The organism is Paraburkholderia sp. D1E (assembly GCF_052682275.1).
Genome location: NZ_JBQYMB010000001.1, coordinates 7,704,008 through 7,727,149, shown reverse-complemented (window position 1 = coordinate 7,727,149; position 23,142 = coordinate 7,704,008). Strand labels below are relative to the sequence as shown.

Sequence of the window (23,142 nt, the reverse complement as noted above, 5' to 3'; positions counted from 1 at the left end):
GACACGAGATGACGCAAGAGCAGCGAGGCTTCGACACGATTGTCGAACGCGAGAAGGGATTACACCGGGGGTTATCGACGGGGCAATTATCGATGATCGCGATTGGCGGGGCGATCGGCACGGGCCTTTTTCTCGGCAGCGGATTCGCCATTGGTTTTGCCGGCCCGAGCGTGCTGGTGAGTTATGCGATTGGCGCGCTGATTGCGCTGCTGTTGATGGGATGCCTTGCCGAGATGACCGTTGCGCATCCGACGTCGGGATCGTTCGGTGCCTATGCCGAGCACTATATTGCGCCGTGGGCGGGATTTCTGGTGCGCTATGCGTACTGGTCGTCGATTGTGTTTGCGGTCGGCACCGAAGTGACGGCGATTGCCGTGTATATGAAGTACTGGTTTCCTGGCGTGCCTGGCTGGTACTGGATTGTCGGGTTCTCTGCGGCGTTGATCGGAATTAACTCGGTGAGCGTGAAGGTGTTCGGCGCGGTCGAGTATGTTTTTTCGATGCTGAAGATCGTGGCGATTGTCGGTTTCATTTTACTGGGCGCTTATGTGGTGTTCGGCGCGCCCGCCAGCTCGGGGATTGGTTTTGCTAATTACACGTCGCACGGCGGCTTCTTTCCGAAGGGTGTGTGGGGCATGTGGGTGGCGGTGATCGTGTCGATCTTCAGCTATCTGAGCATCGAGATGATCGCGGTGGCCGCGGGCGAGGCGCGCGATCCGCAGAAGGCGATCACGCAAGCGTTTCGCGCGACGATGTTCCGGTTGGTGTTCTTTTATTTGTTGACGTTGGCGTTGATGCTAGCGATTGTGCCGTGGAATGCGGCGGGGACTGATGAGAGTCCATTCGTGCGGGTGATGGCGGCGACGCATGTGCCGGGGGCCGCGGGTGTGGTCAATTTTGTGATTCTCGTGGCGGCGTTGTCGGCGATGAATAGCCAGTTGTATATCACTACGCGGATGATGTTTAGTCTTTCCCGTGCGGGGTATGCGCCGCGGCGGCTGGGGGATTTGAACCGGAAAGGGGTTCCGGTTGCTGCGTTGTGGCTTTCGACGATTGGAATTGCGTTGGCTACTGTTTTGAACGTGATTTATCCGGATGCTTCGTTTGTGTTGATGATGTCGGTCTCCATGTTTGGTGCCATGTTTACCTGGTTGATGATTTTTGTTACCCATTTCTTTTTTCGCCATCAGCATAGGGGGATGCCGTTGGCGTTCAGGATGTGGGGGTTTCCGGTTACTTCTCTGCTTGGCGCAGGGCTGATGGTGAGTGCTTTGGTCACTACGTGGTTTACCAGAGAGTTTCGGATGACTCTGGTGATTGGGGTGCCGTTTGTTGTTGTGTTGCTTGTTGTTTATTTTGTTTGGTATCGGGGGAAGGTTGTCGAGGCGGCTCGTACTGGGTTGGCGTGATGTTTTTTTTGCCTGCGCGGCGCTTGTCTGTGTTTTTATGGTGTTGGCCTTTCCTTGATTTGTTATCGGTTTATTAGCGTCGCCCCTGTGCGGGGCACACTACTTTTCTTTGCCTGCTGCAAAGAAAAGTAGGCAAAAGAAAGCAGCTCAAACCGCTAGCTCTTAAGCGGGTCCCCTGGCTCGGAGGGGGTAGTGGTGGAGGGTGTCCGGAATTTTGTGTAAACGGGTATTGATTTAACCCGGTAACAGGCGGTCTTCGAACTGGATAGTGAAGCGGTTCAGGGCTGCCTTCCAGTCCCGGATCGGCATCGACCACTTCTTGCTGATGTTGTTAAGTGCCAGGTAAAACAGCTTGGTCACGGCCTCGTCGGTCGGGAACGAACTGCGGGTTTTGATCACCTTGCGCAGGCTCATGTTGATCGATTCGATGGCATTGGTGGTGTAGATCACCTTCCGGATCTCCGGCGGATAGTCGAAGAACGGAATGACGCGTGCCCAGTTGCGCCGCCAGCTCTGCCCGATGGACGGATAGTCCTTGTCCCACGTGGCTTCGAAGGCACTCAGCTTCTGCTCGGCCAGCTCGACCGTCGATGAAGTGTAGATCGTCTTCAGGTCGGCGGCGACCTCGCGCTGCACCTTCCAGGACACGAAGTTCAGACTGTTGCGCACCATATGCACGATGCACAGTTGAACTGCTGCCTTCGGATAGACTGCTTCGATGGCTTCGGGGAAGCCCTTGAGCCCATCGACACAGGCAATAAAAATGTCCTGCACGCCGCGCGTTTTCAGCTCGGTCACCACCTGCAGCCAGAACTTCGCGCCCTCGGTCTGGGCGATCCACAGCCCCAGGACTTCCTTGTGGCCGTCCATGTTCACGCCGATGGCGAGATAGACCGCCTTGGTCCGTACAGCACCGCTGTCGCGCACCTTGACGTGGATGCAGTCGAGATAAACGATGGGGTAAAGCGCGTCGAGCGGGCGGGCTTGCCAGGCCTTCACATCCTCGCTCACCGCGTCTGTTACGGCCGAGATGAGCGTGGGCGACACCTCGGTACCGTACATTTCTTCCAGATGCCCCTGAATCTCCCGCACGCTCAGGCCGCGGGCATATAGCGAGATGATCTTGTCGTCAAAGCCCGACCAGCGCGTCTGATGACGACTCACCAGCTTCGGCTCGAACGCACCCTGACGGTCACGCGGGATATCGAGCGGCAACTCGCCAAACTCCCCCTGCAACGTCTTGGCGCTATGGCCGTTGCGGGTGTTGCCCGTGGCATTGGTGACCGCTTCGCTCTTGCCGTGGCCCAGGTGTTCGGACATCTCCGTCTCTAGCGCCCGTTCAACCAGCATCTTCGTGAGCTGCTTGAGCAGGCCGTTCTCGCCAATCAGGTCCTCTGGTTTCTGGTAGTTCGCCAGCAGGCTGTCGGCCAGCTTGACGAGCTCAGGGTCGGGTTTCACGCGTTTGTTGCGTTTCGCTACGGTCATCGTCGCTCCTGATTACTGGCAGTCTCCTGCCAAATGACCGTTTACACAAAACTAATTACACCCTCTAGTGGTGCATCTGGAATCTGTGTTCTCGCACACTTCGCGTCAGTGACAAGGCAGTCATTCTTCCGGCGGCGCTGCGCGCACCGACGCGCACTTCATAAACCCGTGCGCTGTGTTTTCGCATTCACGCCTCATTCGCCACGGTGATTCAGCCGGTATCGTGCTTATCGCTTCGCCTTATCGCCTTATCGCCTTATCGCCTTATCGCTTCAGCGCTTCAATGCTTCAATGCTTCGGTACTTCGGTACTTCGGTACTTCGAATAAAACATTGATGCTTTATTCGAAGTACAAACTATGAAAATTCCGGCCGGAACGGCTTTCTGGTCGGTCGGAGTGAAGCAGCGATACCTGGAGAGCACTGCGGTATTTGCGTATTTGGCGTCTTGCCAAGGCGAGGCGAAGTGACGTCGATGGTCCCCACCGCGCCCAAACGAAGCCTCTGGTTTCCCATGCATACCCATCCGCGACGCACGCAGTGCGGAGTGGGAGCTGATGAGCCCCTTGTCACTCACGCTGAATGCACGAGGGCACGGATTCCAGATGCACCACTGCCCTCTCCAGGCCAGGGGACCCGCTTAAGAGCTAGTGGTTTGAGCTGCTTTCTTTTGCCTACTTTTCTTTGCAGCAGGCCCTCCATGTCAGGCTAGTTGTCGCCTCACCCGAACCGATTGATGTAAAGATGGGGGGCGGACAGCGAATGGAAGATGAAACGCTATTCAGCGGAAACCCGGGAATGGGTAATCCAGCAGATGATGCCGCCGTTCAATCGTGCGGTCATCGAGCTGGCGGGGGCGACGGGCATCACCACGGTGACGCTGCGGACCTGGCGGCAGCATGCAAGAGATACAGGGAAATTCATGCCGGGCAATGGCAAAACGGGCGATCAGTGGTCAAGCGCCGGGAAGTTCAGGGCGGTGCTGGAGACGGCGTCGCTCAACGAGATCGAGACCTCACAATACTGCCGCAGTAAAGGCATTTATCCGGAGCAGATCCGGCAGTGGCGCGAGGCGTGCGAGCAGGCCAACGCGGTGCCTGAAACGAAGCCCACGGCGGCCCAGCGCAACGAGGCGAAGGCTGCGCAAAAGCGCATCCGTGAACTCGAGCGCCAGCTCAAACGCGCTGACGCGGCCCGTGCGGAGGCGGCGGCATTGCTGAACCTGCGAAAAAAAGCCGAAGCGATCTGGGGCAAGGAAGAGGAAGACTGATCAGCCGCCCGGATCGCGATGAAGCCATGCAGTTGATCGATGAAGCTGTACAGCAGGGAGCGCGCCGCTCGCGTGCGTGCGAGCAGTTGGGGCTCAGCGTGCGCAGTGTCCAGCGCTGGCGCCTGTCGCCGCAGGACGGGCGCGCTCAGGTGAAGCGTGCAGCGCCGCCCAACAGGCTGAGTGAGGCAGAACGTCAGGCCGTGCTCGATGCGGCCAACCGTCCGGGCTACGCGAGCCTGACGCCGCACCAGATCGTGCCGAAGCTGGCGGATGAAGGGATTTATCTGGCTTGCGAATCGACGTTCTACCGGATACTGAAAGCAGCAGGACAGGGCCAGCGCCGGGGCCGCGCGCGAGCCCCGCAACGACGCACGCTCACGACGCACTGTGCCGATGGTCCGAACCAGGTGTGGTGCTGGGATATCACGTGGATGCCGGGCACGGTCAGGGGCCGGTACTTCTACTGGTACATGATGAAGGACATCTACAGCCGCAAACTGGTGATGAACGAGGTGTGGGAGCAGGAGTCGGCTGAGCACGCGAGCGAGTTGCTGAACAAGGGATGTTTGCGTGAAGGTATCGCCGGGCGTCCGCTGGTGCTGCACTCGGATAACGGCAGTGCAATGAAAGGCGCCACGATGCGCGCGGCCATGATCGATCTGGGCGTGCAGCCTTCGTTCAGCCGGCCGCGTGTGAGCAACGACAACGCCTTTGCCGAGTCACTGTTCCGTACGGCCAAGTACTGCCCGTTATGGCCTGAGCAGCCGTTCGACACGCTGGAGGCGGCCCGCGCATGGGTGCAGCGCTTCGTCCAGTGGTACAACGAAGAGCACTGTCACAGCGGCCTGAAGTATGTCAGTCCGGGGCAACGGCATCGCGGCGAAGCCAACGATCTGCTGGCCCGCCGGTGTGCGCTGTACGAAGACGCGCGCAGGCAGAACCCCGCACGCTGGTCAGGTGCCATCCGCAACTGGCACCTGGCAGACTCGGTCTATCTGAACCCGGAGCGAACTCACGCGTCGGCCAAAATGTATAAGCACGCAGCGTAACGGTTCATGCGACAACTACCTTGACACACACCGCAGGCAAAGAAAAGTAGGTGCCTGCCCCGCACAGGGGCGACGCTAATAATCCAATAACAATTCAAGGAAAGGCCAACGCCATAGGCGAGCAGACAAGAAAGCGCCGAGCAGGCAACCCAGATCAAGGAAAGGCCAACGCCACAGGCAAACAGACAAACAAGCGCCGCGCAGGCAACCAAAGCAAAAAAATACATTCACCCCACGCACACCAAAAAATACCACCGCCAAAGGCAAAAAAAGAACCCTCATTTAAGCCCCAAAATCCAATGCGAAAACCGCTCTGCATCAGCGGCCGAAATCGCATTAGCCGGCATCTGCGCCCCCGTATTCCACTTCCCGGAACTCCCTTCCAACATACTCTTCTCAAGCTTCGCGACCGCATTCGAATCCCCCCGATACCGCTCGGCGATAGCCCTGAAAGCAGGCCCCACCTTCGTCGTATCGATCGAATGACAAGCGCGACAAGTCTGCTCGCTAGCAGAAATACCACCTGTAGTAATACCACCCGGCGCCGCGGCAAAAGAGCTCCCGCATAAACCCCCAGCCAGCACAGCAACAAAAACCATCCCTCTCACAATTTCACCCCAGTAAAAAACAAAAAACCCCACCGACGAAAACCGCCGGCAGGGTAAAGCGCTCAACAATTAACGACAAACATGAAGAATGAACAAACCCAGGCGCGTTACCGCGGCGGCCACGGCTTGGACGGAGCGCCAATCACAGGCTTCCCAAGCAACGGTGTCGACAACGCATAAGCACCATTCTCCGTAAAAGCCCAAATAATATTGCGGTCGTACTCGGTATAAATCGCCAGCACGCCCTTGCCGAGGGTATAGCTTGGCAGCTCGCTCTCGTCCGCCAGCGCGGGCACGAAATACCCGGCGATGGTCGGCTTCTCCGGATTGCGTACGTCGAAAATCTGCACGCCTGCGTTATAGAACGAGTACGGAATCACGCCCTGACGCGAGCCGCCCGGTTGACCGATCGCATTCGAACGCTTCGGACCGAAGTTGCCGCCACGCTGGCAGAAACTCGTGAACGGCGCGCCTTCAGGCGGTGTCGGCTGCGGTAGCTTGCCCGCCACCTTCAGATGCGATGGATCGCGGGCATCAACGACGAAAATGTCCTTGTACGGCTCGTAGCAATCGCGGTTCATCGGATAACCGCTCGTCAGCACAAAGCCCGTGCGTGCGTACTGGCTGACGTCGGCGTTGTCGTATTCGGTGCCTGCGAAACTCGGTGCCGTGTTCACATTGCCGAGCACCTTCGGCCTGGCCGGGTTGGACAGGTCGAACGAATAAAGACCCAGGCCACCCATCGCGCCGAAGCCGATCTTGCCGCCGTCTTCCAAAGGCTTCGGCAGGAAGATTGGAATACGCGAGCCCATCCACGAGGTGCGATTGCCCGCACGCGGATTCGTCAGATAAGCTTGTTCGTCGGCTTCATTGCCGAGTTTCTGCCCCGGCACCGAGATCTGCGATACGAACTTCGGATCGGCAGGATCCGACATGTCCCAGACCTGATAGCCCGGCGAATACAGGTAGTTCGGATATTCGGTCAAACCGTAGCTGTCGTCCGGTGCAGCCGACAGGATCATGTACTTGCCGCCGTAATACTCAGGCGCATCGAGCGAGCCCGAACCCTGCTGCTGACCGACCGGCGCGTCGGGGTGCTTGTAGTCGGTCGTGCGTGTCGCGATCAGCTTCCATTGGCTCGGCAACGGGCCGTCCATTTCGAAGACCTTGAAGCCCTTGAGCGAGTTGTAGTGGCGCTGTGCTTCGACCTTGTCAGGCTGTTCGCTCTTGTCGGTCATCAGGCCGTAGCGGCCGATTTCGAACGAGGCAACGAGCACCGGCTTGCCGAGCTTCTTGCTCCACACGATGGTGGCGCCGCCGAGATAGTCATGCACATTGTTCGGGTCGAACTTCTCGGTCGGCCCCTTCGGTCCCCACGTACCGCCCTGCGAAAACACGACCTTGCCGTTGGCTGGGTCGGTAACGTCCATGATCCGCAAATAGTCGCGGTCGTGGATGTAGAGATAGCGGCGCCCGTCGAAGTCGGCAATATTGTTCCAGGCGTGGAAGGGCGAATCGACGAGGGGATAGAAGGCCAGAACCTTGACGTCCTTGGTATAGCTCTTCTTATCCCAGGTGGTCATTTCGCCGGGGAAGTGCTGGCCCTGGTGCACTTCAGGGGTGGCCTTCGGCCACACGAACTGGCCGGTTGCCGGATCCATGCCGTAGTCGACACCCGGTTTGAGCGGGACAGGCCGGCGATCCGGAGTGAGGCGCAGCCACTGGGCGAGATAGGGATCCTTGACATTCGGCGTGCCGGGCGTCACTTGTGCCGCGGACGCCGCGCCGGCCGATGCCGCTGCATTCGATGCGCTTGTAGCCGAAGCGCCTTCCGCGGCCGCACAGGCTGCCGCGGACATGAAGGTCAACAGGACGCCTGTTGCGAGAGTCGATTTCAGATTACGTTTGCGAAGCATGGGCTTCCTCCTTTTTATACTAGAACGCGTGACGAATCCCGAACTGGAAGCCGCTCGGGTTCTGTCCACCGTTCGGATACTCCTGGAACGTCACAGGGTAGGCGACCGGCACATCGTGCTGGCTCTTCACGTGAGCGAAAGTCGCATACAGGTCGGTCCGTTTCGACAAACCGTAGATGTAGCCGATCACGCCGCCGGTGGCGCTGGAAATGCTGGTGTTGTTGTCGTCGTGGCGGTGCACGATGCTCAGATACAGACGGTTGCGCCCGTCGATGTTCCAGCGCGCGCCGATCTGTGCGTCCCAACCCTGTGAGTTGAAAGCGACGTACGGCGGATACGCGTAGTAGCCGTTGTACGTGTGATAGATCAGCGTTGGTTCGAAGCCACCGAACTTATAGACGGCGGCGAAATAGTTATCGCGCGACGAATGGATCTGCGACGACTTGAAGATATCCCGCGTGTACTGCAACTCGCTCACGGCGCCGAGGAAAATCGGCCCGTGCCGATAGTCGATACTGGTGCTCAGAAAGCGCCCCGCACGGGTGCTGTCGCCCACGCCGGTCGTCGCCATGATCCGGCCGGTGAAGCCGTAGAAAGTCGGCGTCTTGTACTGGATCGCGTTATCCACGCGATACGACGCGTAGAAGAATTCCATGTTGTTGACCATACTGAAGTCGGCGGCCCAACTCGGATCGGCGTAGCCCGCAATCCAGTACGACGGCGTGAATTGGCGGCCCATCGTCACCTCGCCCCAGTTGCCTTTCAGGCCCACGAACGACTGCCGGAACTGCGTCGACTGCACGCCGGTATTCGCGGAAAACATCGGCTCGATGGTGAACACCGCCTTGTTGCCGCCGCCCAGATCTTCGACACCGCTCAAGTTGAAGCGCGAGTTGTTCAGACCGCCGCTCGACATGCGGGTCATGTTTCCGCCGGAGCCGGAAGAAATCAGATGTTCGATGTTCAGGTCGACATAACCCGACAGCCAGACGCTCGACTGAGCGTGTGCCCCGGCGCATGCGAGCATGACGGCGCCTGACACGAGTGCCTTCTTTTTCATTCAATCTCCAAACAGGTCGTTGTTGTTTTCGTGTGGTAGAGAGTGCTGTCGTCGCGCGCGACAGCCGCGGTTACGTCCTCTTTCTGTCGTGTATACACAAACTGGGAAAAATTATACCCACGGCAAAATTTGGATTCCGAGCTTTATTTTTTTATACAAAACAACGGTTTGGTTATAGCGGGTTGACCCGGATGGCATCGCGCTTCAAAACAGATGCCGGATTCCGGCGGCATACGTCATCGCGGTGCCATAGCCAGAAAGCTTGTCGTAGACGGTCACCAGGTACAGATCGGTGCGTTTCGACAGGAAGTAGTCGAGCCCCACGGAGCCCGTATTGCGGGCGGTGACGGTGTTTTTCGGCGCGCTGCGGCGCGTGTACGCCCATTCCGCCAGCGCGGTGAGCTGGGAGGTCAACGGCACCGAGAGACCGGCTTCGTAGGTATGCGCACCGATGTTGGTCGAATCGGTACGCAGGCCTTGCACTGCGGCATAGAGCTTGAAGAGCGAAAAATCATAGGCAGCGCCGACGATGTACGCGTTCTGTGTCGGTGACGCCACACCGGCGACCACGCGTGTGCGTTGTACGGTCGCGACAGCGGTGAGCGAACCACCTGCATAGAGTGTCGATAACGCGGCGTTGTACGTGCCGTCCGAGCCTGCGAAGCCGCCCGGCGCATACACCGCGGTGGTAGTCAGCCCGTTCAGATTGGGGCTGGTGTACTGGATGCCGTTATTCCAGACGGTGTCGCCCACAATTGCACCGCCGTACGGCGCGGTGAAGGTCTGCATCACAAGCGGCGAAAACAGGATCGACGCCTGGAACGGGTTGACCGCCTGCTCGGCGAGGTAGAGCAGATTCGTGTGCCGTCCAAGCGTCACACGCCCGAACGGTCCGGCGATGCCGACATACGAATTGCGTCCCCAGAACGGATCGGCGGCGGTGCGGCCGACGCCGCCGTTAGTCGGCTGAAAGAAGCTCTCGAGCACGGCGATTGCGCGATAGCCGGCGCCGAGATCCTCGTTGACACGGATGCCCCAGTAAGGCGCCGTCAATCCCGGGCTCTGTTCGGCTATCGCGGCGGGCGGCCCATTGCTGCGTTTGCTGCTGGCGACATCGAGCCCGACGAGCCCATACAGCGTGACAGACGTTTGCGCTTTGACGGCATGGGACGCGAGTCCCCATGCGGCGGCGCAACTGAGCGCGAGCGCGCCCAACGATCGAACGTTCATGGCGGATCCTCTTGTGCGGTTGGGAACAGCGAGACAACAACGAGACAACGGCGAGACATCAGCGGGACAACGACGAGGCAACGGCGAGGCAACGGCGAGACATCAGCGGAACATCAGCGAGGCGACAACGAGACAGCAATGAAGCGGCAGTGGCGGCACGAAGCCGCGCCGCCACGTTTCAGGCGATGCGCACCGCGAATTCGACGGATGCTTGTGCGAAGTGCTGGGACAGACTGGCGAGCAACGCGTCGCGCTGGGCAATCAATGAAGCGGGGGAGCGGCCCGCGATGTGCGGCGTGATGAGCGCACGTCGGGATGATCGAGCAGCCCCGGCGGCACCTCGGGTTCGTCTTCGATTACGTCCAGTCCTGCGCCGGCGATCGCGGCGTGAGCCAGGGCGTCGATCAGCGCCTGCGTGTCGAGTACCGAACCGCGCGAGACATTCACCACGTAGCCGGATGGCCCCAAGGCTTGCAGCACCTGGCGGTCGACCAGGTGTTTCGTCGACGGGCCACCGTTGCAGGCAATGACGAGGAAATCGCTGTTGGTGGCAAGCTCGATCAGATCCGCGTAGTAACGGCCTGGTGCATCGGCATGCGGCTGCCGCCCGTGATAGCCGAGCGTCATGTCAAAGCCCTGCGCACGCGCTGCAATCAGCCTGCCGATACGCCCCATTCCGATTAGCCCCAGGCGCGCGCCCGTCAGCGTGGGGCGCTCGGCACGCGAGTCGCGCCAACGACCGGCGCGTACCGCCTCGGTAAGCGGCGCGTAGCCGCGCGCGAGCGCGAGCAGCAAGCCGATGGCGTGATCGGCGACGGTCGCCGCATTGGCACCGGGCGCATGGGTGACGACGATGCCGCGTCGCACTGCGGCGTCCACGTCGACGTTCTCGTAGCCCGCACCGAATGCGCTGACGATCTCAAGCGCGGGCAGCACGGCCATCTGCGCGTCGGACAACCCGGTCGAGCCGTTGGTCACCACCGCGCGCAGGGTCACTGGATCAACGCCGGCAGGCAACGCATCGTCCCAACCGTCGGGATGATAGTGAAGCGTGTAGTCGCGCCGCAGTGCGTCGAGCGTTGCGTCGGGCAAAGCGATCAGCGCCAGCACATGCCTGCCGCCCATGCTTGCGCTCAGGACGGGACTCATGGCTGCGGATCAGCGGCTTGCGCGGCAGGCGCGACCTCTTTCACCGCGCCTTTCCAGCCGTTTTCGGTGATGTCGAATACGGTGCCGTCGGGCATCCGGTACTTCACTTCGTAGAACACATTCGGATCTTTTTCGTGGCGTCCCGTCAGATACGTGCCGCCCGCCGCGACGACGCGCGCCGCGGTGTCTTCGACGTTATCGACCCACATGCCGAAGTGAATCACGCCGCGGACATCCTTCAGCCCCGCATAGCCGGGGACGGTTTCATCCTTGAAGTTGAGGAGCGCCACGTTCATCGTGCCGTCCGTCATATAGATGCCGCGCATCGCGTTGCCCGCGCGGCGCATGCCGAATGCCTGCTCGAAGAATTGCGCGGCGGCTTCCGGATCGTCGACCGAAAGCGCGATGTGGCGGAGCTTGTCCATGAGATGTCCTTGAGTTGTCCTGGCGATGAATCGCCTGTCGGCGAAATGAGGGTTGTCGTGACTGTGAATCAAGTGTGTCCGCAACTTCACCAGGTATACTACGTAGAACAAATGTATACACAAAATCAAATTGATATACCAGAATGGTTCTCATACACCGGTCGCCGCCTCTGGCGCCGACTCGCCGCACTGTCTGAGGACCACCGATGCACACCTCGCAGGAACCGTTGGGTAGTCTTTCCGCCGCGCTCAGGCAGCGCTTTGCGCAGATCGGGCCAGTGTGGGGGCGCGATATCAATACGCACCGCGATCTGGTGATCGACGCGTATTCGCCGTTGGTGGCTGCATCGCGGGATGCGGGGGAGTCGTTCGAGGTGGCGCGCGATGTTGCGTACGGCGAGCATGAGCGGCAGCGTCTGGATGTGTTTGCCGCTTCAACGACACGGAAGAAGGGCAATGCCGATGTGGTGCTGTTTGTCCACGGTGGCGCGTTTCTGCGCGGCAGCAAGAGCTTCAACGGACTCATTTACGACAATGTGTCGCGATGGTTTGCGCGGCAGGGCTGCGTCGCGCTGAATGTCGAGTACCGGCTCGCGCCTGAAGCGCCTTACCCCGCTGGTGCGGACGACGTCGTCGCCGCTTTTTCGTGGGCGCTGAAACATGTCGCCGAATTCGGTGGTAATCCGCAGAGGATCTTTCTGGTCGGACATTCGGCGGGTGGCGCACATGTCGCCACGTACCTGTGCGATCCACTCTTTGCCGGGTTGCGCGAGAGCGCTTCGACAGTCGCCGGTGCCGTACTCATTAGCGCGCGGCTCGCCGCCGACGTGCTTCCCGACAACCCGAACGCAGCAGGCGTGCGCGCCTATTTCGGCGCGCACGAAACATGCTACGCCGCGCGTTCGCCATTGACCCATGCGGCGCACTTCGACACACCTCTGATGGTGGTCGTCGCCGAATACGAAAACCCTTATCTGGACGCCTACGGTGCGGCTTTTTTCGAGCGTGTACTGCACGCGCGTCAACGCGCCGGTGAACCGGTGGCTAAACGCGCGCCGCGCTTCATGCAGATGCTGCGGCACAACCACACATCGGTAGTCGCGCATTTCGATTCGGGCGAGACGCTGTTAGGCGACGCGATGCTCGATTTTTTCAGCGCGTGATCGTCCGCGTTTATCCGTCTAGCCAATCAGGAGATCCGTATGTCTGTTAGCCGTCCGTCTGCTTTTGAAAAGCCACGCGTATTCGCGCCGGTCATTACGCCGTTCCGCGCCGGGTTGGGCGTGGACGCAGCGCGCTTCGTCGCGTTCTGTCAGTGGCTGGTCGGGCAGGGCGCCGGGCTCGCGCTGTTCGGCACGAATAGCGAAGCCAACTCGCTCAGTCTCGCAGAACGTCACGGGTTGCTGGACCAGGTCATCGAAGCCGGCATCGACCCCTTGCAGATGCTACCGGGCACCGGCGCATGCGCGCTGCCTGACGCGATCGCGCTGACGCGTCACGCCGCCGAAGCCGGTTGCGCGGGCGCCTTGATGCTGCCGCCTTTCTTCTACCAGGGCGTCAGTGACGACGGCCTGTTCGCGTACTACTCCGATGTGATTCAGGCAGTCGGCTCGGATCAGCTACGCGTGCTGCTGTATCACATCCCGCAGTTCACCGGCGTGCCGATTACCCACACGCTGATCGAGCGGCTGATCGCGGCGTATCCGCAAACGGTGGTGGGCATCAAGGACAGTTCGGGAGACTGGGCCAACACCCAGGCGATGCTGGAAAAGTTTCCCGGCTTCGCGGTGTTTCCAGCTTCCGAGGCGTTGCTCGGCAAAGCGCTGCCGCTCGGCGCGGCCGGCTGCATTTCGGCGACGGCGAACATTCAGCCGCATGCGATTGCGAGCCTGCTGAACGCGGCGTCGCTGGAAGAACGGAGAGTGTGGGAAGGCAAGGTCGCGACCGTTCGTCTGGCGGTGCAAGCGCAACCGATGATCCCCGCTTTGAAAAGCATCGTCGCGCACTTCGCGAACGATCCCGAATGGACCCGCGTGCGTCCGCCACTCACGCCGTTGAATCCGGCGCAGTCCGGCGCGCTGTTGCAGCAGCTTCAGGCATTGGATTTTTCGATGCCTTCGACGGCATCGCTTGCGGCGGTGGCCGCGTGAGCCTGCAGCGACCGCAGCGACTGCGGCTATCGCACCAGCTCCAGCTTCAGTTAGCGCGTCCGCAGCAGGTATCTCAGTGCCTGCTGCGAAGCAGCGCGCGCAACGACTCAGGCGTTCTCGCGCTCAATGCGCTGCCGCTTGAGCCGGCCGAGCACGACGATCGACAGCCGCGCCGTGTGGTCGCGCATCGCGTTGTACGCGCGTTCCGGTTCGGAGTTGAGGATCGCGGAGACGATCTCGCGATGCTCGTCGGTTGCCGATTCGAAGCGCGAAGGCGAAGCCGGCTGCGCGGCGCGAAAGCCGGCCAGGCGCTGCCGTTGTATGGACATGATCGACGCCAGCGATTTGCTTTGCGCACCCTTGCAGATCAGTTCGTGGAATTCGCGATTGAGCTGGAAGTACTCCGTTTCATCGCCGCGCGCGATCGCGGCGTTCATTTCGGTCTGGAGCTCTTCGAGCTGTTTCTTCTCGACGAGGCTCATACGTTGCGCGCTCAAACGGCAGCACAACGCTTCGAGTTCGCACATCGCTTCGAGCATGTCGGCCAGTTCGTCGATGCTGAACTGCGCGACCACGACGCCTTTGCGCGGGGTCAGCTCGACCATGCCGCGCGCGGCGAGTTCGCGCAGTGCTTCGCGGATCGGCGTGCGCGAGGCGTTGAAGCGTTCGGCGAGTGCGGCTTCTTCGAGCTTCTGGCCCGGTTCGAGCGTGCCGTCGATGATCTCGTCGCACAGCAGTCGGTAGATCTTGGAGGAGAGCGTCGTCATCGTCATGGTGTTGGGTTGAGCGAAACCGTGAGCAAGTGGCCCCATTATGCGCCAGCGGCCCAACCGCCTCAATCGCCACCGCGCATATCCGGCCTCTGCAGGCCCATGCAGTGTACGCGTGAACGTGTTCATACCCCGATTGGTGTATACGAGAATTTCAGTAAAAATACACAGATGTCTAAATGTATACGAATTATTGAACCCTCGACAGCCGCTAACTCACACCCTACAAACACAAAAAGCGAGGCAACACGTGATCTGGTTTGGTATCGCAACTTATGAATTGAATGGCCGCACCGCTACCGGCCTGGCGGTCGGCGGCAAGCTGTACGACGCACACGCGGCGCTGAAGCAAACTGCTTCGCAGGCGCCGCTCGCCGATGTCGGCTCGCTGATCGCCGGTTGGGAGGAAGGCGGCGCGGCGACCGTCGAACGACTCGAAGCCGCGGCGCGTGCGATCGAGGCGGGCACGCTCGATGTCGCGCCGCTCGCCGGTCACACGCTGTGTGTGCCGTACCAGCCGCGGCGCATTTTCGCGGCGGCGTCGAATTATTACGAGCATGCAGAGGAAATGGGTACTGAACTGGCGCCGCGTGAGGAAAGCACGCCGTACATGTTCATGAAAGCGGAGACAAGCGTGGTGCCGACGCTTGCCAACGTCGTCATTCCGCCGCACGCGGAGCGGGTCGATTGGGAGGTTGAACTGGCTGTGGTGATCGGCAGGAGCGGCCGCCACATCGCTAAAGAAGACGCTTACGACTACATCGCCGGCTACACGATTCTCAACGACGTCAGCGCGCGCGACCTGAACCGCCGTACCGACTATCCGTTCAAACACGACTGGTTTCGCGGCAAGAGTTTCGATACCTTTGGTCCGCTCGGCCCCTGGTTCGTGCCGCGTGCGTGCATCGCCGAGCCGCAGAATCTGCGCATGCGCCTCGCGGTGAACGGCGAAATGATGCAGGACGGCAATACGTCCGGGATGATTTTCAACATCGCCGAGCAGATCGAATATTTATCGACGATTCTCACGCTACAACCGGGCGATCTGATCGCGACGGGCACGCCGACCGGCGTCGGCATGGGGCGCGGCATTTATCTGAAGGCGGGCGACGTGATGGTCGCATCGATCGAGGGGATCGGCTCGATCGAGAATCCGCTGGTCGCCGGCTGAGCGCAATCAGGCTCGCGGCGTTATCCACTCACTCCACTCAAAGACGGGGAACACGACATGTTGCAGCGGGTACGGCGCGCGATACGACGGCTGGTTCAGCCATTGAAGCAGCAGGCTGCGTTGAGCGCAGTTGCGTTGGCAGCCACGGCGCTCTTTACGAGCGCCCACGCGGCCGACGCGGTGCGCGTCAATCTGGCGTGGCTGCCACAGGGCAGCACCGGCGGCATTCTGCTTGCGCAAGCGAAGGGCTACTACCGCGAGGCCGGACTCGACGTCAGCGTGATGCGCGGTTACGGCGGTCAGCGTACCGTCAATGAAGTGGATGAGGGTCTGTTCGAATTCGGCTACGGCGACCCCGTCAGCGTGATGCTGAACCGCGCGCATGGCGGACATGCTGTGATGGTCGGCGCGATCAACACGCGCTGGCCCGGGGCGATGTGCTATCTCGAGCGGCCCGGCTTCAAGGTGAACACGCTGAAGGATTTGTCGGGGATGACGCTCGGCGGCGGCGGTGCCTCGCCGGTGCAGAACATCATGCCCGCGTGGCTCAAGCAGAACGGCATGGCGCCCGATGCGATCAAGACTGTGCGTCTCGACCCGGCTGTGATCAATACCGCACTGTTGCAGAAGCGGATCGACCTGTCCGAGTGCTGGGAAGGCGCGAGCCTGCCGGTGCAGGCAGCGTTGGCGAAGCGCGCGGGGCAGCATCTCGGCAAGGTTTACTACCGGGATTTTGGTCTGGATATGATGGGTAACGGCATCGTGACTACCGATACCTTCGTTGCCCAGCATCCCGACGTGGTCAAACGTTTTGTCGCGGCGACCTATCGTGGTTATGCGCTGATGCGCGAGCATCCACAAGAAGCCGCCGACGCGATCGGGGCGCTTTATCCCGTGCTCGACAAGGCAATCCTGCTGCAACAGATTGTCGAAACCAACGGCCTGATCACCGACGATCCCGCGCAGCACAAGACCGGCTGGCTGCGTCCCGCGCGCATGGATGCCACCGCTGCGTTCGTGTCGCGTGCGTTCGGCACCGGCACGAAAGTGAAGCCGGCCGATCTCTACACGAATCAGTTCGTCGAATAAACCCGTTCGGGAGCGAGTGCATCGTTTAAACGACGCGCTCGCTCCAACCAGCCCGCGCGAGGCGTGGAGCACCGCAACGATGTTGCATGGGACCCGGGTAGTGCTAAAGCGCTAACTCGGGTCGACACAGGAGACAGGTAATGAACAGTTTGCGTCCGAAGCGGCTTGGACACATGGTGCTGATGGTGCGCGACATCAAGAAGTCCGCACAGTTTTATACCGACGTGCTGGGCCTCAAGGTGTCGGACTGGATCGGCGACCAGATGGTGTTTCTGCGCGCCGGCAGCGATCACCACGATCTCGCGCTCGCGCAGTTGCCGAAAGATTCCGCCGACTTCAACGACTTGCCGCGCTACTCGCGACCAGGCCTTGAGCACTTTTCGTATCTGATCGACAGCTATGAAGAGATGGAGCGTTCGGTGAAGGTGCTACAGGAGCATGGTGTCGAGATCGTCCGCGGCATCGGCCGGCATGGTCCGGGCAATAACCTGTTTCTGGTCTTCAAGGACCCGGACGGCAATAACGTCGAGGTGTACTGCGAGATGACGCAGATCGGTGAACGCGACGCGCATGAACCCCAGGTGTGGGAGCGCACCATCGAATCGTTCGACCAGTACCGCTTCGAGCGCTTTGTCGTGCCGCCGCCGCCGCATCTGGTAGCACAAAAATCGGCTCAGGCAGCGACTCAGGCAGCGACCCAGGCAGCGGCGCAAGCAGATGCGCAGTCTGCAGCCGACGATTCAGCGAAAGCCGATCCGTCCGATCACGAATAATTCGGAAACCTCATGAAGCGATTGATCGAAACCGTCTCGTTCTGGATCGTGATTGGCTTGATCTGGGAGTTCGGCGTGCGTTGGACGGGCACGCGCGAATATGTGCTCCCTGCGTTATCGCAGGTGTTCGCTGCCGGTTGGGAAATGCGCGGGCAGTTGCTGTCCGATACCTTGGCGACCGCCTGGGAAGTGTTCGCCGGTTTCACGCTGGCGCTGATTGGTGGTCTGGCGATCGGTTTGCTGGCGAGCATGTCGAGCATCGCGCGGCGCACGCTGTTTCCGCTCGTCACCGCGTTGCAGAGCATGCCGAAGATCGCGCTCGCGCCGTTGCTGATCGTGTGGTTCGGTTATGGTTTTGCCTCGAAGCTGGCGGCGGCCGTGCTGTTCGCTTTCTTTCCGATTGTGATTGCGACGATGGGCGGCCTGGCCGGCGTGCCGCGCAACCTGGATGAGCATTTTCGGGCGCTCGGTGCGTCGCAGGCGAAGACCTTCTGGCATTTGCGTTTGCCCGCCGCGTTGCCCGCATTGATCGACGGTTTGAAGATCGCGATGCCATTGGCGGTAATCGGGGCAATTGTGGGTGAGTTCATCGGCTCCGAGTCGGGGCTGGGGCATCTGATCGTGTTCGCGACGTCGAACGCGCAGACCGCGTTGTCGTTCGCGGCGATCCTGATGGTGACCGTACTGGCGATGCTGTTTTACTGGGCCGTCGAACTGGTTTCGCGCGGTGTGTGGTGGAGAGGAGTGACGGTCTGATGGCACTGGTCGACAAGTTGCGTATTGTGCAGCGCGCCGCGGCAACCGGCGCACAGGTTCACCCCTTGCATCGCGACGAAGCGGCGCCCGCGCTGATTTCCGTCGAGCAGGTCGGCAAGCGTTTCGCCGCGCGGGGTGGGGCGGGGGCGTTCAGCGCGCTCGACGATGTCTCGATGCAGATTCGCCAGGGCGAGTTCGTCTCGATTCTCGGGCCGAGCGGTTGCGGCAAGAGCACCTTGCTGCGGATGGTGGCGGGTCTTGTGTCATGCGATGGCGGCCGGATTTTGCTGGGTGCCGAGCCCATTTCCGCGCCGGTGCCGGATATCGGGGTGGTGTTTCAGACGAGCAATATGCTGCCCTGGCTGACCGTTGGGGCGAATATCCGATTAGGCGCGAAATTGAGGAGTGTGCCGAGGGCGCAGGTTGAGCAGCGGCTTCCCGCGTTGCTCGAGACCTTGGGGTTGACGGCATTCGCCGACCGGTACCCGCATGAATTGTCGGGTGGGATGAGGCAGCGTGCCGCAATTGGGCAGATTCTGTTGCTCGAGCCGCGCGTGATGTTGATGGATGAGCCCTTTGGGGCGCTGGATGCGCTGACGCGGGACCGCTTGAATGTAGAGCTTTTGCGAATCTGGCAGCAGAGCACGCTGACGGTTTTGCTTGTTACTCATAGCATTCATGAAGCGGTGTTTTTGTCGGATCGGGTGTTGGTGATGTCTGAGCGGCCGGGGAGGGTTGTTCACGATATGAAGATCGATTTGCCGCGGCCGCGGGAGCCTGATCAGGTCAAGAGCAATCCCCTGTACGGGGAGTATGTTTCGGCGCTTTCCAGGCTGATGGGGGTGTTTTAAATTAAACAACCAACGCCGTAGGCAAACAGACAAGAAGACAAGAGAAAGACCGCCACCGCAGGCAAAGACCCAATCCCTACTACAATCCAAACGACTAGAAACCACCCCAAGCCTGCGGCAGCCATCCAATGTTGAAGATTCTGGTCAGTGCCTGCCTCGCGGGCCACCCCGTCCGCTATAACGGCAAAGCCAAACCCGTCCGTGAAGTGCTGCTGGAAAAATGGCGCTCCGAAGGGCGCCTCATCGTCGTCTGTCCGGAAGTGGCCGCCGGGTTTCCGACCCCGCGTCCGCCCGCGGAAATCCAGCTGCGCCGCACGGGTCTCGACGTGCTAACCCAAGCGGCGTCGATCGAAGACAACACAGGCGCAAACGTTACCGCGCTCTTCATCGCGGGCGCTCACCACGCATTAAGCCGCGCACAAGCGGAAAATTGCCGCTATGCATTGCTGGCCGACGGCAGTCCTTCCTGCGGCAGCACCTTCCTCTACGATGGCGCCTTCACGGGCACCCAGCACGCAGGCGCAGGTGTCACCGCCGCCTTGTTGCAGCAGCACGGCATCCGCGTTTTCGCGGAATCGCAAATAGCGGAGTTGGCCGCGGCTATCGCACTCGAATCGGATGAGCAGGGCACGTAGCAATGCGCCGGAGAACTGTAGAAGACCAACCGAAAGCCGGGGACTTTCACCATGCGCTAACGTTTGCGCATTCCAGTCTATCCACGCGCAAACGATTAATACGCATTACTAGAAATCAGAGGCGCGGTATTCGCGAGACCTGCCAGGCCGCCGGCACAGCGGCTCACATTTGCGCGCGGAGCCAGTGATAAACCAGCGGTCCGCACAATATGCCCCATGTTACCGCGCAGATCAGCAGCGCCATCGTCACCGCTGCGCTGCCGCAGTCCTTGGCACGCTTCGACAATTCGTGCCGTTCGAGCGAAATGCGATCGATCGCGGCCTCGATGCTCGAGTTCAACAACTCCACCAGGAGCACCAGCAGCACGGAAACGATCAGCAATACCCGCTCGATCGCGCTAACCGGCAGCAACAGCGCGCAAGGCAGCAAGATCGCCGCCAATGCTATCTCCTGACGAAAGGCGCTTTCCTCGCGCAACGTCGCAACCATGCCGTCGCACGAGTGCCGCAGCGCGAACAGCGCCCGGAAAGGACCGCTGCGTTTGGCTGGCAACGGCGCAGGGGGCGGGGCCGCTGCAGAAACCTCTGAAGGGACAGAAGAAGATCGGGTCGGATTGCTCATGATTTGCTTCGGATCTGGATGGCCGCAGCATGCCTCAAATGTCACAAATTGTCACAGACTTGTGATATCTTTGCGCCCGCCCAACGGCGCCAGTACGCCTGAGCGAGAGACTACGGGAAATAGGCGAAAAGCAGGGTTCCAGCACGCTGCGATACACGTTTCAAGTGTTGGCCGCGCCGGTCGTGCCGCTCGTCATTCAAGGTTTCGCCGGATCGTCCGTATACACGTGTAGAGGACCGCATTGCGGTCATGCCGCATTCCGTTTTTCACGTTCCCCGCAAACTTCTGCGGCAGGCCGAATTCGCAACGATGTCCCGCGTAGTCATGGGGCGGATGGCCGAAGTCCAACAAGCTGATCTGTCCATGAAACCTGTTGTCTCGTTTTGCCTGTTGCTGACGGCGCTCGCCGGCGCTTTGTACACAGCCACGCTGGCCGCCGCGCCTTCCGCGCCCGTTCCGTTGCTTGCCGCTACTGTCGCATTGCCGTCGCCCGCTGCGCCAGGCGCGGCCCCCAACGGCGCGCATGCATTGAACGCGTCGAACACGACGAACGTGACCAATGCCGCCAGCAGCGTTGCCGGTTCGACTACGGTGCACCTGCCGTTCTCCGCGTTGGGCGCCTATCAGCCGCTGAACCTGCGCGGTCTCGAGGACGTGCGCGTCGTCAACGTCGGCGTGCGGCTCGATCACGTGGTGACCGCGGCGCGGCTGCGCTTGCGCTACACGTATTCGCCGGCGCTGGTGTTCCCGATCTCGCACTTCAAGGTGTCGATCAACAACGAAGTGGTGGCGACCGTACCGTTCGATCGTGAGCATGCAGGGCAGATCGTCACGCAGGACATTCCGCTCGATCCGCGTTTCCTGACAGATTACAACCAGCTTGGCCTTCGACTCATCGCGCATTACACGCTCGACCATTGCGAAGACCCGGAAAACTCGTCGCTATGGGCCGACGTGAGTCCGACGAGCGAGATCATTCTCGACACCTCGCCGATTCGTTTGCCTAACGATCTCGCGTTGCTGCCCGCACCGTTTTTTGACCGGCGCGATGTGGGCCGCTTGCGTCTGCCGTTCGTGTTACCGGCGGCCGCCGACAACGCGACGCTGCGCAGCGCCGGGGTGCTGGCCTCGTGGTTCGGCGCGCTCGCCGATTATCGTCAGGCGCGTTTTCCGGCCTCATCCACCTTGCCGTCCGACGATCAGGCTGTGGTGGTGGCGCGCAGCGCGCAGTTGCCCGCAGCGCTGAAACTGCCGCCGGTCAATGGGCCGATGCTGATCGTCACCGACAATCCGGCCGCCGTCGACAAGAAGCTGCTGATCGTGACGGGCCGAACCGCAGCCGAAGTCGATCAGGCCGCCGCCGCGCTCGTGCTCGGCAGGACGGCGATGGCGGGCCCCGCCGTGCAGGTCGCGCAGATCGACATCGGCGCGCCGCGCAAGCCCTATGACGCGCCGCGCTGGTTGCCGGTCGACCGTCCGGTGGCCTTCAAGGAGCTGATCGACGATCCGAATCAGTTGCAGGTGCGCGGCAGTGCGCCGGACGCGATCCGTCTGAACCTGCGCGTGCCCGCCGATCTGTTCTCATGGAATGGCGCAGGCGTGCCGCTGAATCTGAAGTACCGTTACACGGCGCCGACGGTGCAGAACAATTCTGTCCTTGCCGTGCAGATCAACGATCAACTGGTCAAGTCGTACCGGCTTGCGCCGGCTAGCGCTGACGATGCGCAGGGCCGCCTGCAACTGCCGGTGCTGTCGACGAGCGGTAACCGTTCGAGCAACCTGCTCGATATTCCGGCGTTCCGCGTCGGCAGCTCGAACCAGTTGCAGTTGCGCTTCAATCTCGATTCGCAAAAGACGGGGCTGTGTCAGGGCGTCGCGTCGAATCCCGTGCAGGCGGCGGTCGATCCGGACTCGACGATCGACTTCTCGAACTTCGTTCACTACGCGCAGATGCCGAATCTCGCGTACTTCGCGAATAGCGGCTTCCCGTTTACGCGTTACGCCGATCTGGCGCAGACGGCCGTGGTGATTCCCGCGCATCCCGCACCCGAAGAACTCGAAGCATTGCTGACGATGCTCGGCCACATGGGGCAGTGGACCGGCTATCCGGCGCTGCGCGTGCAGATCGCGCGGCCGGCCGAGATCACGCAACTGGCGGGCAAGGATCTGCTGGTGATTGGCGGCAATGGTTCGGGACCCATGCTGGATCATTGGCATCAGGCACTGCCGCTGACCATCGGCGCGAGCCCGAACGTCGGCGCAGAAGGTGTCGATGGCGGCACGCTCACGCGCGCCTCGTTCTCGGTGAAGGAGCAGTGGCGCAACGGCGCGCATCTGCCGGACGGCAGCGCGCATCTCGAACGCGACGGCGCGCTGGCCGCGTTAATGGGCTTCGAATTGCCCGGCAGCAAAGGACGCAGCGTGGTCGCGCTGACGGCCACCGATCAGCATCAACTGACCCAGTTGCTCGACGTGCTGGAAAAACCGGACCGGGTCTCGCAACTGCAGGGCGACGTCGCACTGGTGCGCGGCGGCGAAGTCGACAGCATGCGCGTCGGCGAACCGTACCTGGTCGGTTATGTGCCCTGGTATGCGCGGCTCTGGAGCAAGGCAATCCAGCATCCAATTCTGCTGGGCGTGCTCGGCGCGATCGCCGGGCTGCTGCTGGCGGTTGGCGCATTCACCGCGCTGCAGGAACTGGCCGCGCGCCGCCGGGGAGTCTGAG

Annotated in this window: 20 protein-coding genes; 11 read left to right on the top strand and 9 right to left on the bottom strand. The window is 61.0% G+C overall.

The features are described from left to right. Window positions 1–8 precede the first annotated feature (8 nt). Window positions 9–1,409 (top strand): amino acid permease, encoded by a 1,401-nt coding sequence (locus tag ACUN0E_RS34635; protein ID WP_445569433.1) that lies wholly within the window; start codon window positions 9–11, stop codon window positions 1,407–1,409. A gap of 234 nt (window positions 1,410–1,643) precedes the next feature. Here ACUN0E_RS34635 and ACUN0E_RS34630 read toward each other — a convergent pair whose 3' ends face one another. Beyond that, entirely contained in the window at window positions 1,644–2,894 is a 1,251-nt protein-coding gene (locus tag ACUN0E_RS34630; protein ID WP_408265345.1) for an IS256 family transposase, read from the bottom strand. Between the two features lie 768 nt (window positions 2,895–3,662). Between ACUN0E_RS34630 and ACUN0E_RS34625 the strand changes: the two genes are divergently transcribed. Next, window positions 3,663–5,212, top strand: a protein-coding gene (locus ACUN0E_RS34625) for an IS3 family transposase (RefSeq protein WP_445568080.1) whose coding sequence is annotated in 2 segments (ribosomal slippage) — window positions 3,663–4,137 and window positions 4,137–5,212 — 1,551 coding nt in all. Because the reading frame shifts where the segments join, the coding sequence is not laid out codon by codon here. A 278-nt stretch (window positions 5,213–5,490) separates the two neighbouring features. Here ACUN0E_RS34625 and ACUN0E_RS34620 read toward each other — a convergent pair. From ACUN0E_RS34620 to ACUN0E_RS34595, 6 genes are all read right to left on the bottom strand, one after another. Beyond that, the gene (locus ACUN0E_RS34620; protein ID WP_445570575.1) at window positions 5,491–5,811 is read right to left on the bottom strand and encodes a c-type cytochrome; all 321 of its coding nucleotides are present in this window, start codon (window positions 5,809–5,811) and stop codon (window positions 5,491–5,493) included. A gap of 116 nt (window positions 5,812–5,927) precedes the next feature. Beyond that, window positions 5,928–7,736 carry a hypothetical protein gene (locus tag ACUN0E_RS34615; RefSeq protein ID WP_445569432.1) on the bottom strand — a complete coding sequence of 603 codons (1,809 nt, stop codon included), beginning with the start codon at window positions 7,734–7,736 and terminating at the stop codon, window positions 5,928–5,930. A gap of 19 nt (window positions 7,737–7,755) precedes the next feature. Further along, window positions 7,756–8,796, bottom strand: a complete 1,041-nt coding sequence (locus ACUN0E_RS34610) for a porin (protein ID WP_325045283.1) — start codon at window positions 8,794–8,796, stop codon at window positions 7,756–7,758. A gap of 204 nt (window positions 8,797–9,000) precedes the next feature. Further along, window positions 9,001–10,026: a porin gene (locus ACUN0E_RS34605; protein ID WP_408232549.1), complete on the bottom strand. Its 1,026-nt coding sequence runs from the start codon at window positions 10,024–10,026 to the stop codon at window positions 9,001–9,003. Window positions 10,027–10,287: 261 nt separating this feature from the next. Then, window positions 10,288–11,175, bottom strand: coding sequence for an NAD(P)-dependent oxidoreductase (locus ACUN0E_RS34600; RefSeq protein ID WP_445569431.1), 888 nt, complete (start codon window positions 11,173–11,175; stop codon window positions 10,288–10,290). After that, the gene (locus ACUN0E_RS34595; protein WP_408232543.1) at window positions 11,172–11,600 is read right to left on the bottom strand and encodes a VOC family protein; all 429 of its coding nucleotides are present in this window, start codon (window positions 11,598–11,600) and stop codon (window positions 11,172–11,174) included. The genes ACUN0E_RS34600 and ACUN0E_RS34595 overlap by 4 nt, the downstream gene beginning before the upstream one ends. Before the next feature lie 206 nt (window positions 11,601–11,806). Between ACUN0E_RS34595 and ACUN0E_RS34590 the strand changes: the two genes are divergently transcribed. Both ACUN0E_RS34590 and ACUN0E_RS34585 read left to right on the top strand, forming a co-directional pair. Next, the gene (locus ACUN0E_RS34590; protein ID WP_445569430.1) at window positions 11,807–12,763 is read left to right on the top strand and encodes an alpha/beta hydrolase; all 957 of its coding nucleotides are present in this window, start codon (window positions 11,807–11,809) and stop codon (window positions 12,761–12,763) included. 39 nt (window positions 12,764–12,802) lie between these two features. Next, the gene (locus ACUN0E_RS34585) at window positions 12,803–13,750 is read left to right on the top strand and encodes a dihydrodipicolinate synthase family protein (RefSeq protein WP_445569429.1); all 948 of its coding nucleotides are present in this window, start codon (window positions 12,803–12,805) and stop codon (window positions 13,748–13,750) included. A 107-nt stretch (window positions 13,751–13,857) separates the two neighbouring features. On the opposite strand, the gene ACUN0E_RS34580 is transcribed toward ACUN0E_RS34585, so the two are convergent. After that, complete coding sequence (locus tag ACUN0E_RS34580; RefSeq protein WP_445569428.1) at window positions 13,858–14,562, bottom strand: GntR family transcriptional regulator; 705 nt, start codon at window positions 14,560–14,562, stop codon at window positions 13,858–13,860. A gap of 208 nt (window positions 14,563–14,770) precedes the next feature. Here ACUN0E_RS34580 and ACUN0E_RS34575 point away from each other — a divergent pair, with 208 nt between their 5' ends. The 6 genes from ACUN0E_RS34575 (at window position 14,771) to ACUN0E_RS34550 (ending at window position 19,795) form a co-directional block, all read left to right on the top strand. Next, window positions 14,771–15,691, top strand: a complete 921-nt coding sequence (locus ACUN0E_RS34575) for a fumarylacetoacetate hydrolase family protein (protein WP_445569427.1) — start codon at window positions 14,771–14,773, stop codon at window positions 15,689–15,691. A 57-nt stretch (window positions 15,692–15,748) separates the two neighbouring features. Beyond that, complete coding sequence (locus ACUN0E_RS34570) at window positions 15,749–16,780, top strand: ABC transporter substrate-binding protein (RefSeq protein ID WP_445569426.1); 1,032 nt, start codon at window positions 15,749–15,751, stop codon at window positions 16,778–16,780. Between the two features lie 140 nt (window positions 16,781–16,920). Then, the gene (locus ACUN0E_RS34565) at window positions 16,921–17,553 is read left to right on the top strand and encodes a VOC family protein (protein WP_445569425.1); all 633 of its coding nucleotides are present in this window, start codon (window positions 16,921–16,923) and stop codon (window positions 17,551–17,553) included. Between the two features lie 12 nt (window positions 17,554–17,565). Beyond that, entirely contained in the window at window positions 17,566–18,309 is a 744-nt protein-coding gene (locus ACUN0E_RS34560; protein ID WP_445569424.1) for an ABC transporter permease, read from the top strand. Next, a complete protein-coding gene (locus ACUN0E_RS34555) occupies window positions 18,309–19,160 on the top strand; it encodes an ABC transporter ATP-binding protein (protein WP_445569423.1) in 852 nt (283 codons plus the stop codon). Before ACUN0E_RS34560 ends, ACUN0E_RS34555 begins: the two co-directional genes overlap by 1 nt. A 128-nt stretch (window positions 19,161–19,288) precedes the next feature. Further along, entirely contained in the window at window positions 19,289–19,795 is a 507-nt protein-coding gene (locus tag ACUN0E_RS34550; RefSeq protein ID WP_445569422.1) for a DUF523 domain-containing protein, read from the top strand. Between the two features lie 163 nt (window positions 19,796–19,958). Here the strand turns inward: ACUN0E_RS34550 and ACUN0E_RS34545 are convergent, their stop codons facing one another. Continuing rightward, on the bottom strand, window positions 19,959–20,417 hold the full coding sequence (locus ACUN0E_RS34545) for a diacylglycerol kinase (RefSeq protein ID WP_445569421.1): 459 nt from the start codon (window positions 20,415–20,417) through the stop codon (window positions 19,959–19,961). 363 nt (window positions 20,418–20,780) lie between these two features. On the opposite strand from ACUN0E_RS34545, the gene bcsB reads away from it, so the two are divergent. Then, window positions 20,781–23,141: a cellulose biosynthesis cyclic di-GMP-binding regulatory protein BcsB gene (bcsB, locus tag ACUN0E_RS34540; protein ID WP_445569420.1), complete on the top strand. Its 2,361-nt coding sequence runs from the start codon at window positions 20,781–20,783 to the stop codon at window positions 23,139–23,141. Window position 23,142 lies beyond the last annotated feature (1 nt).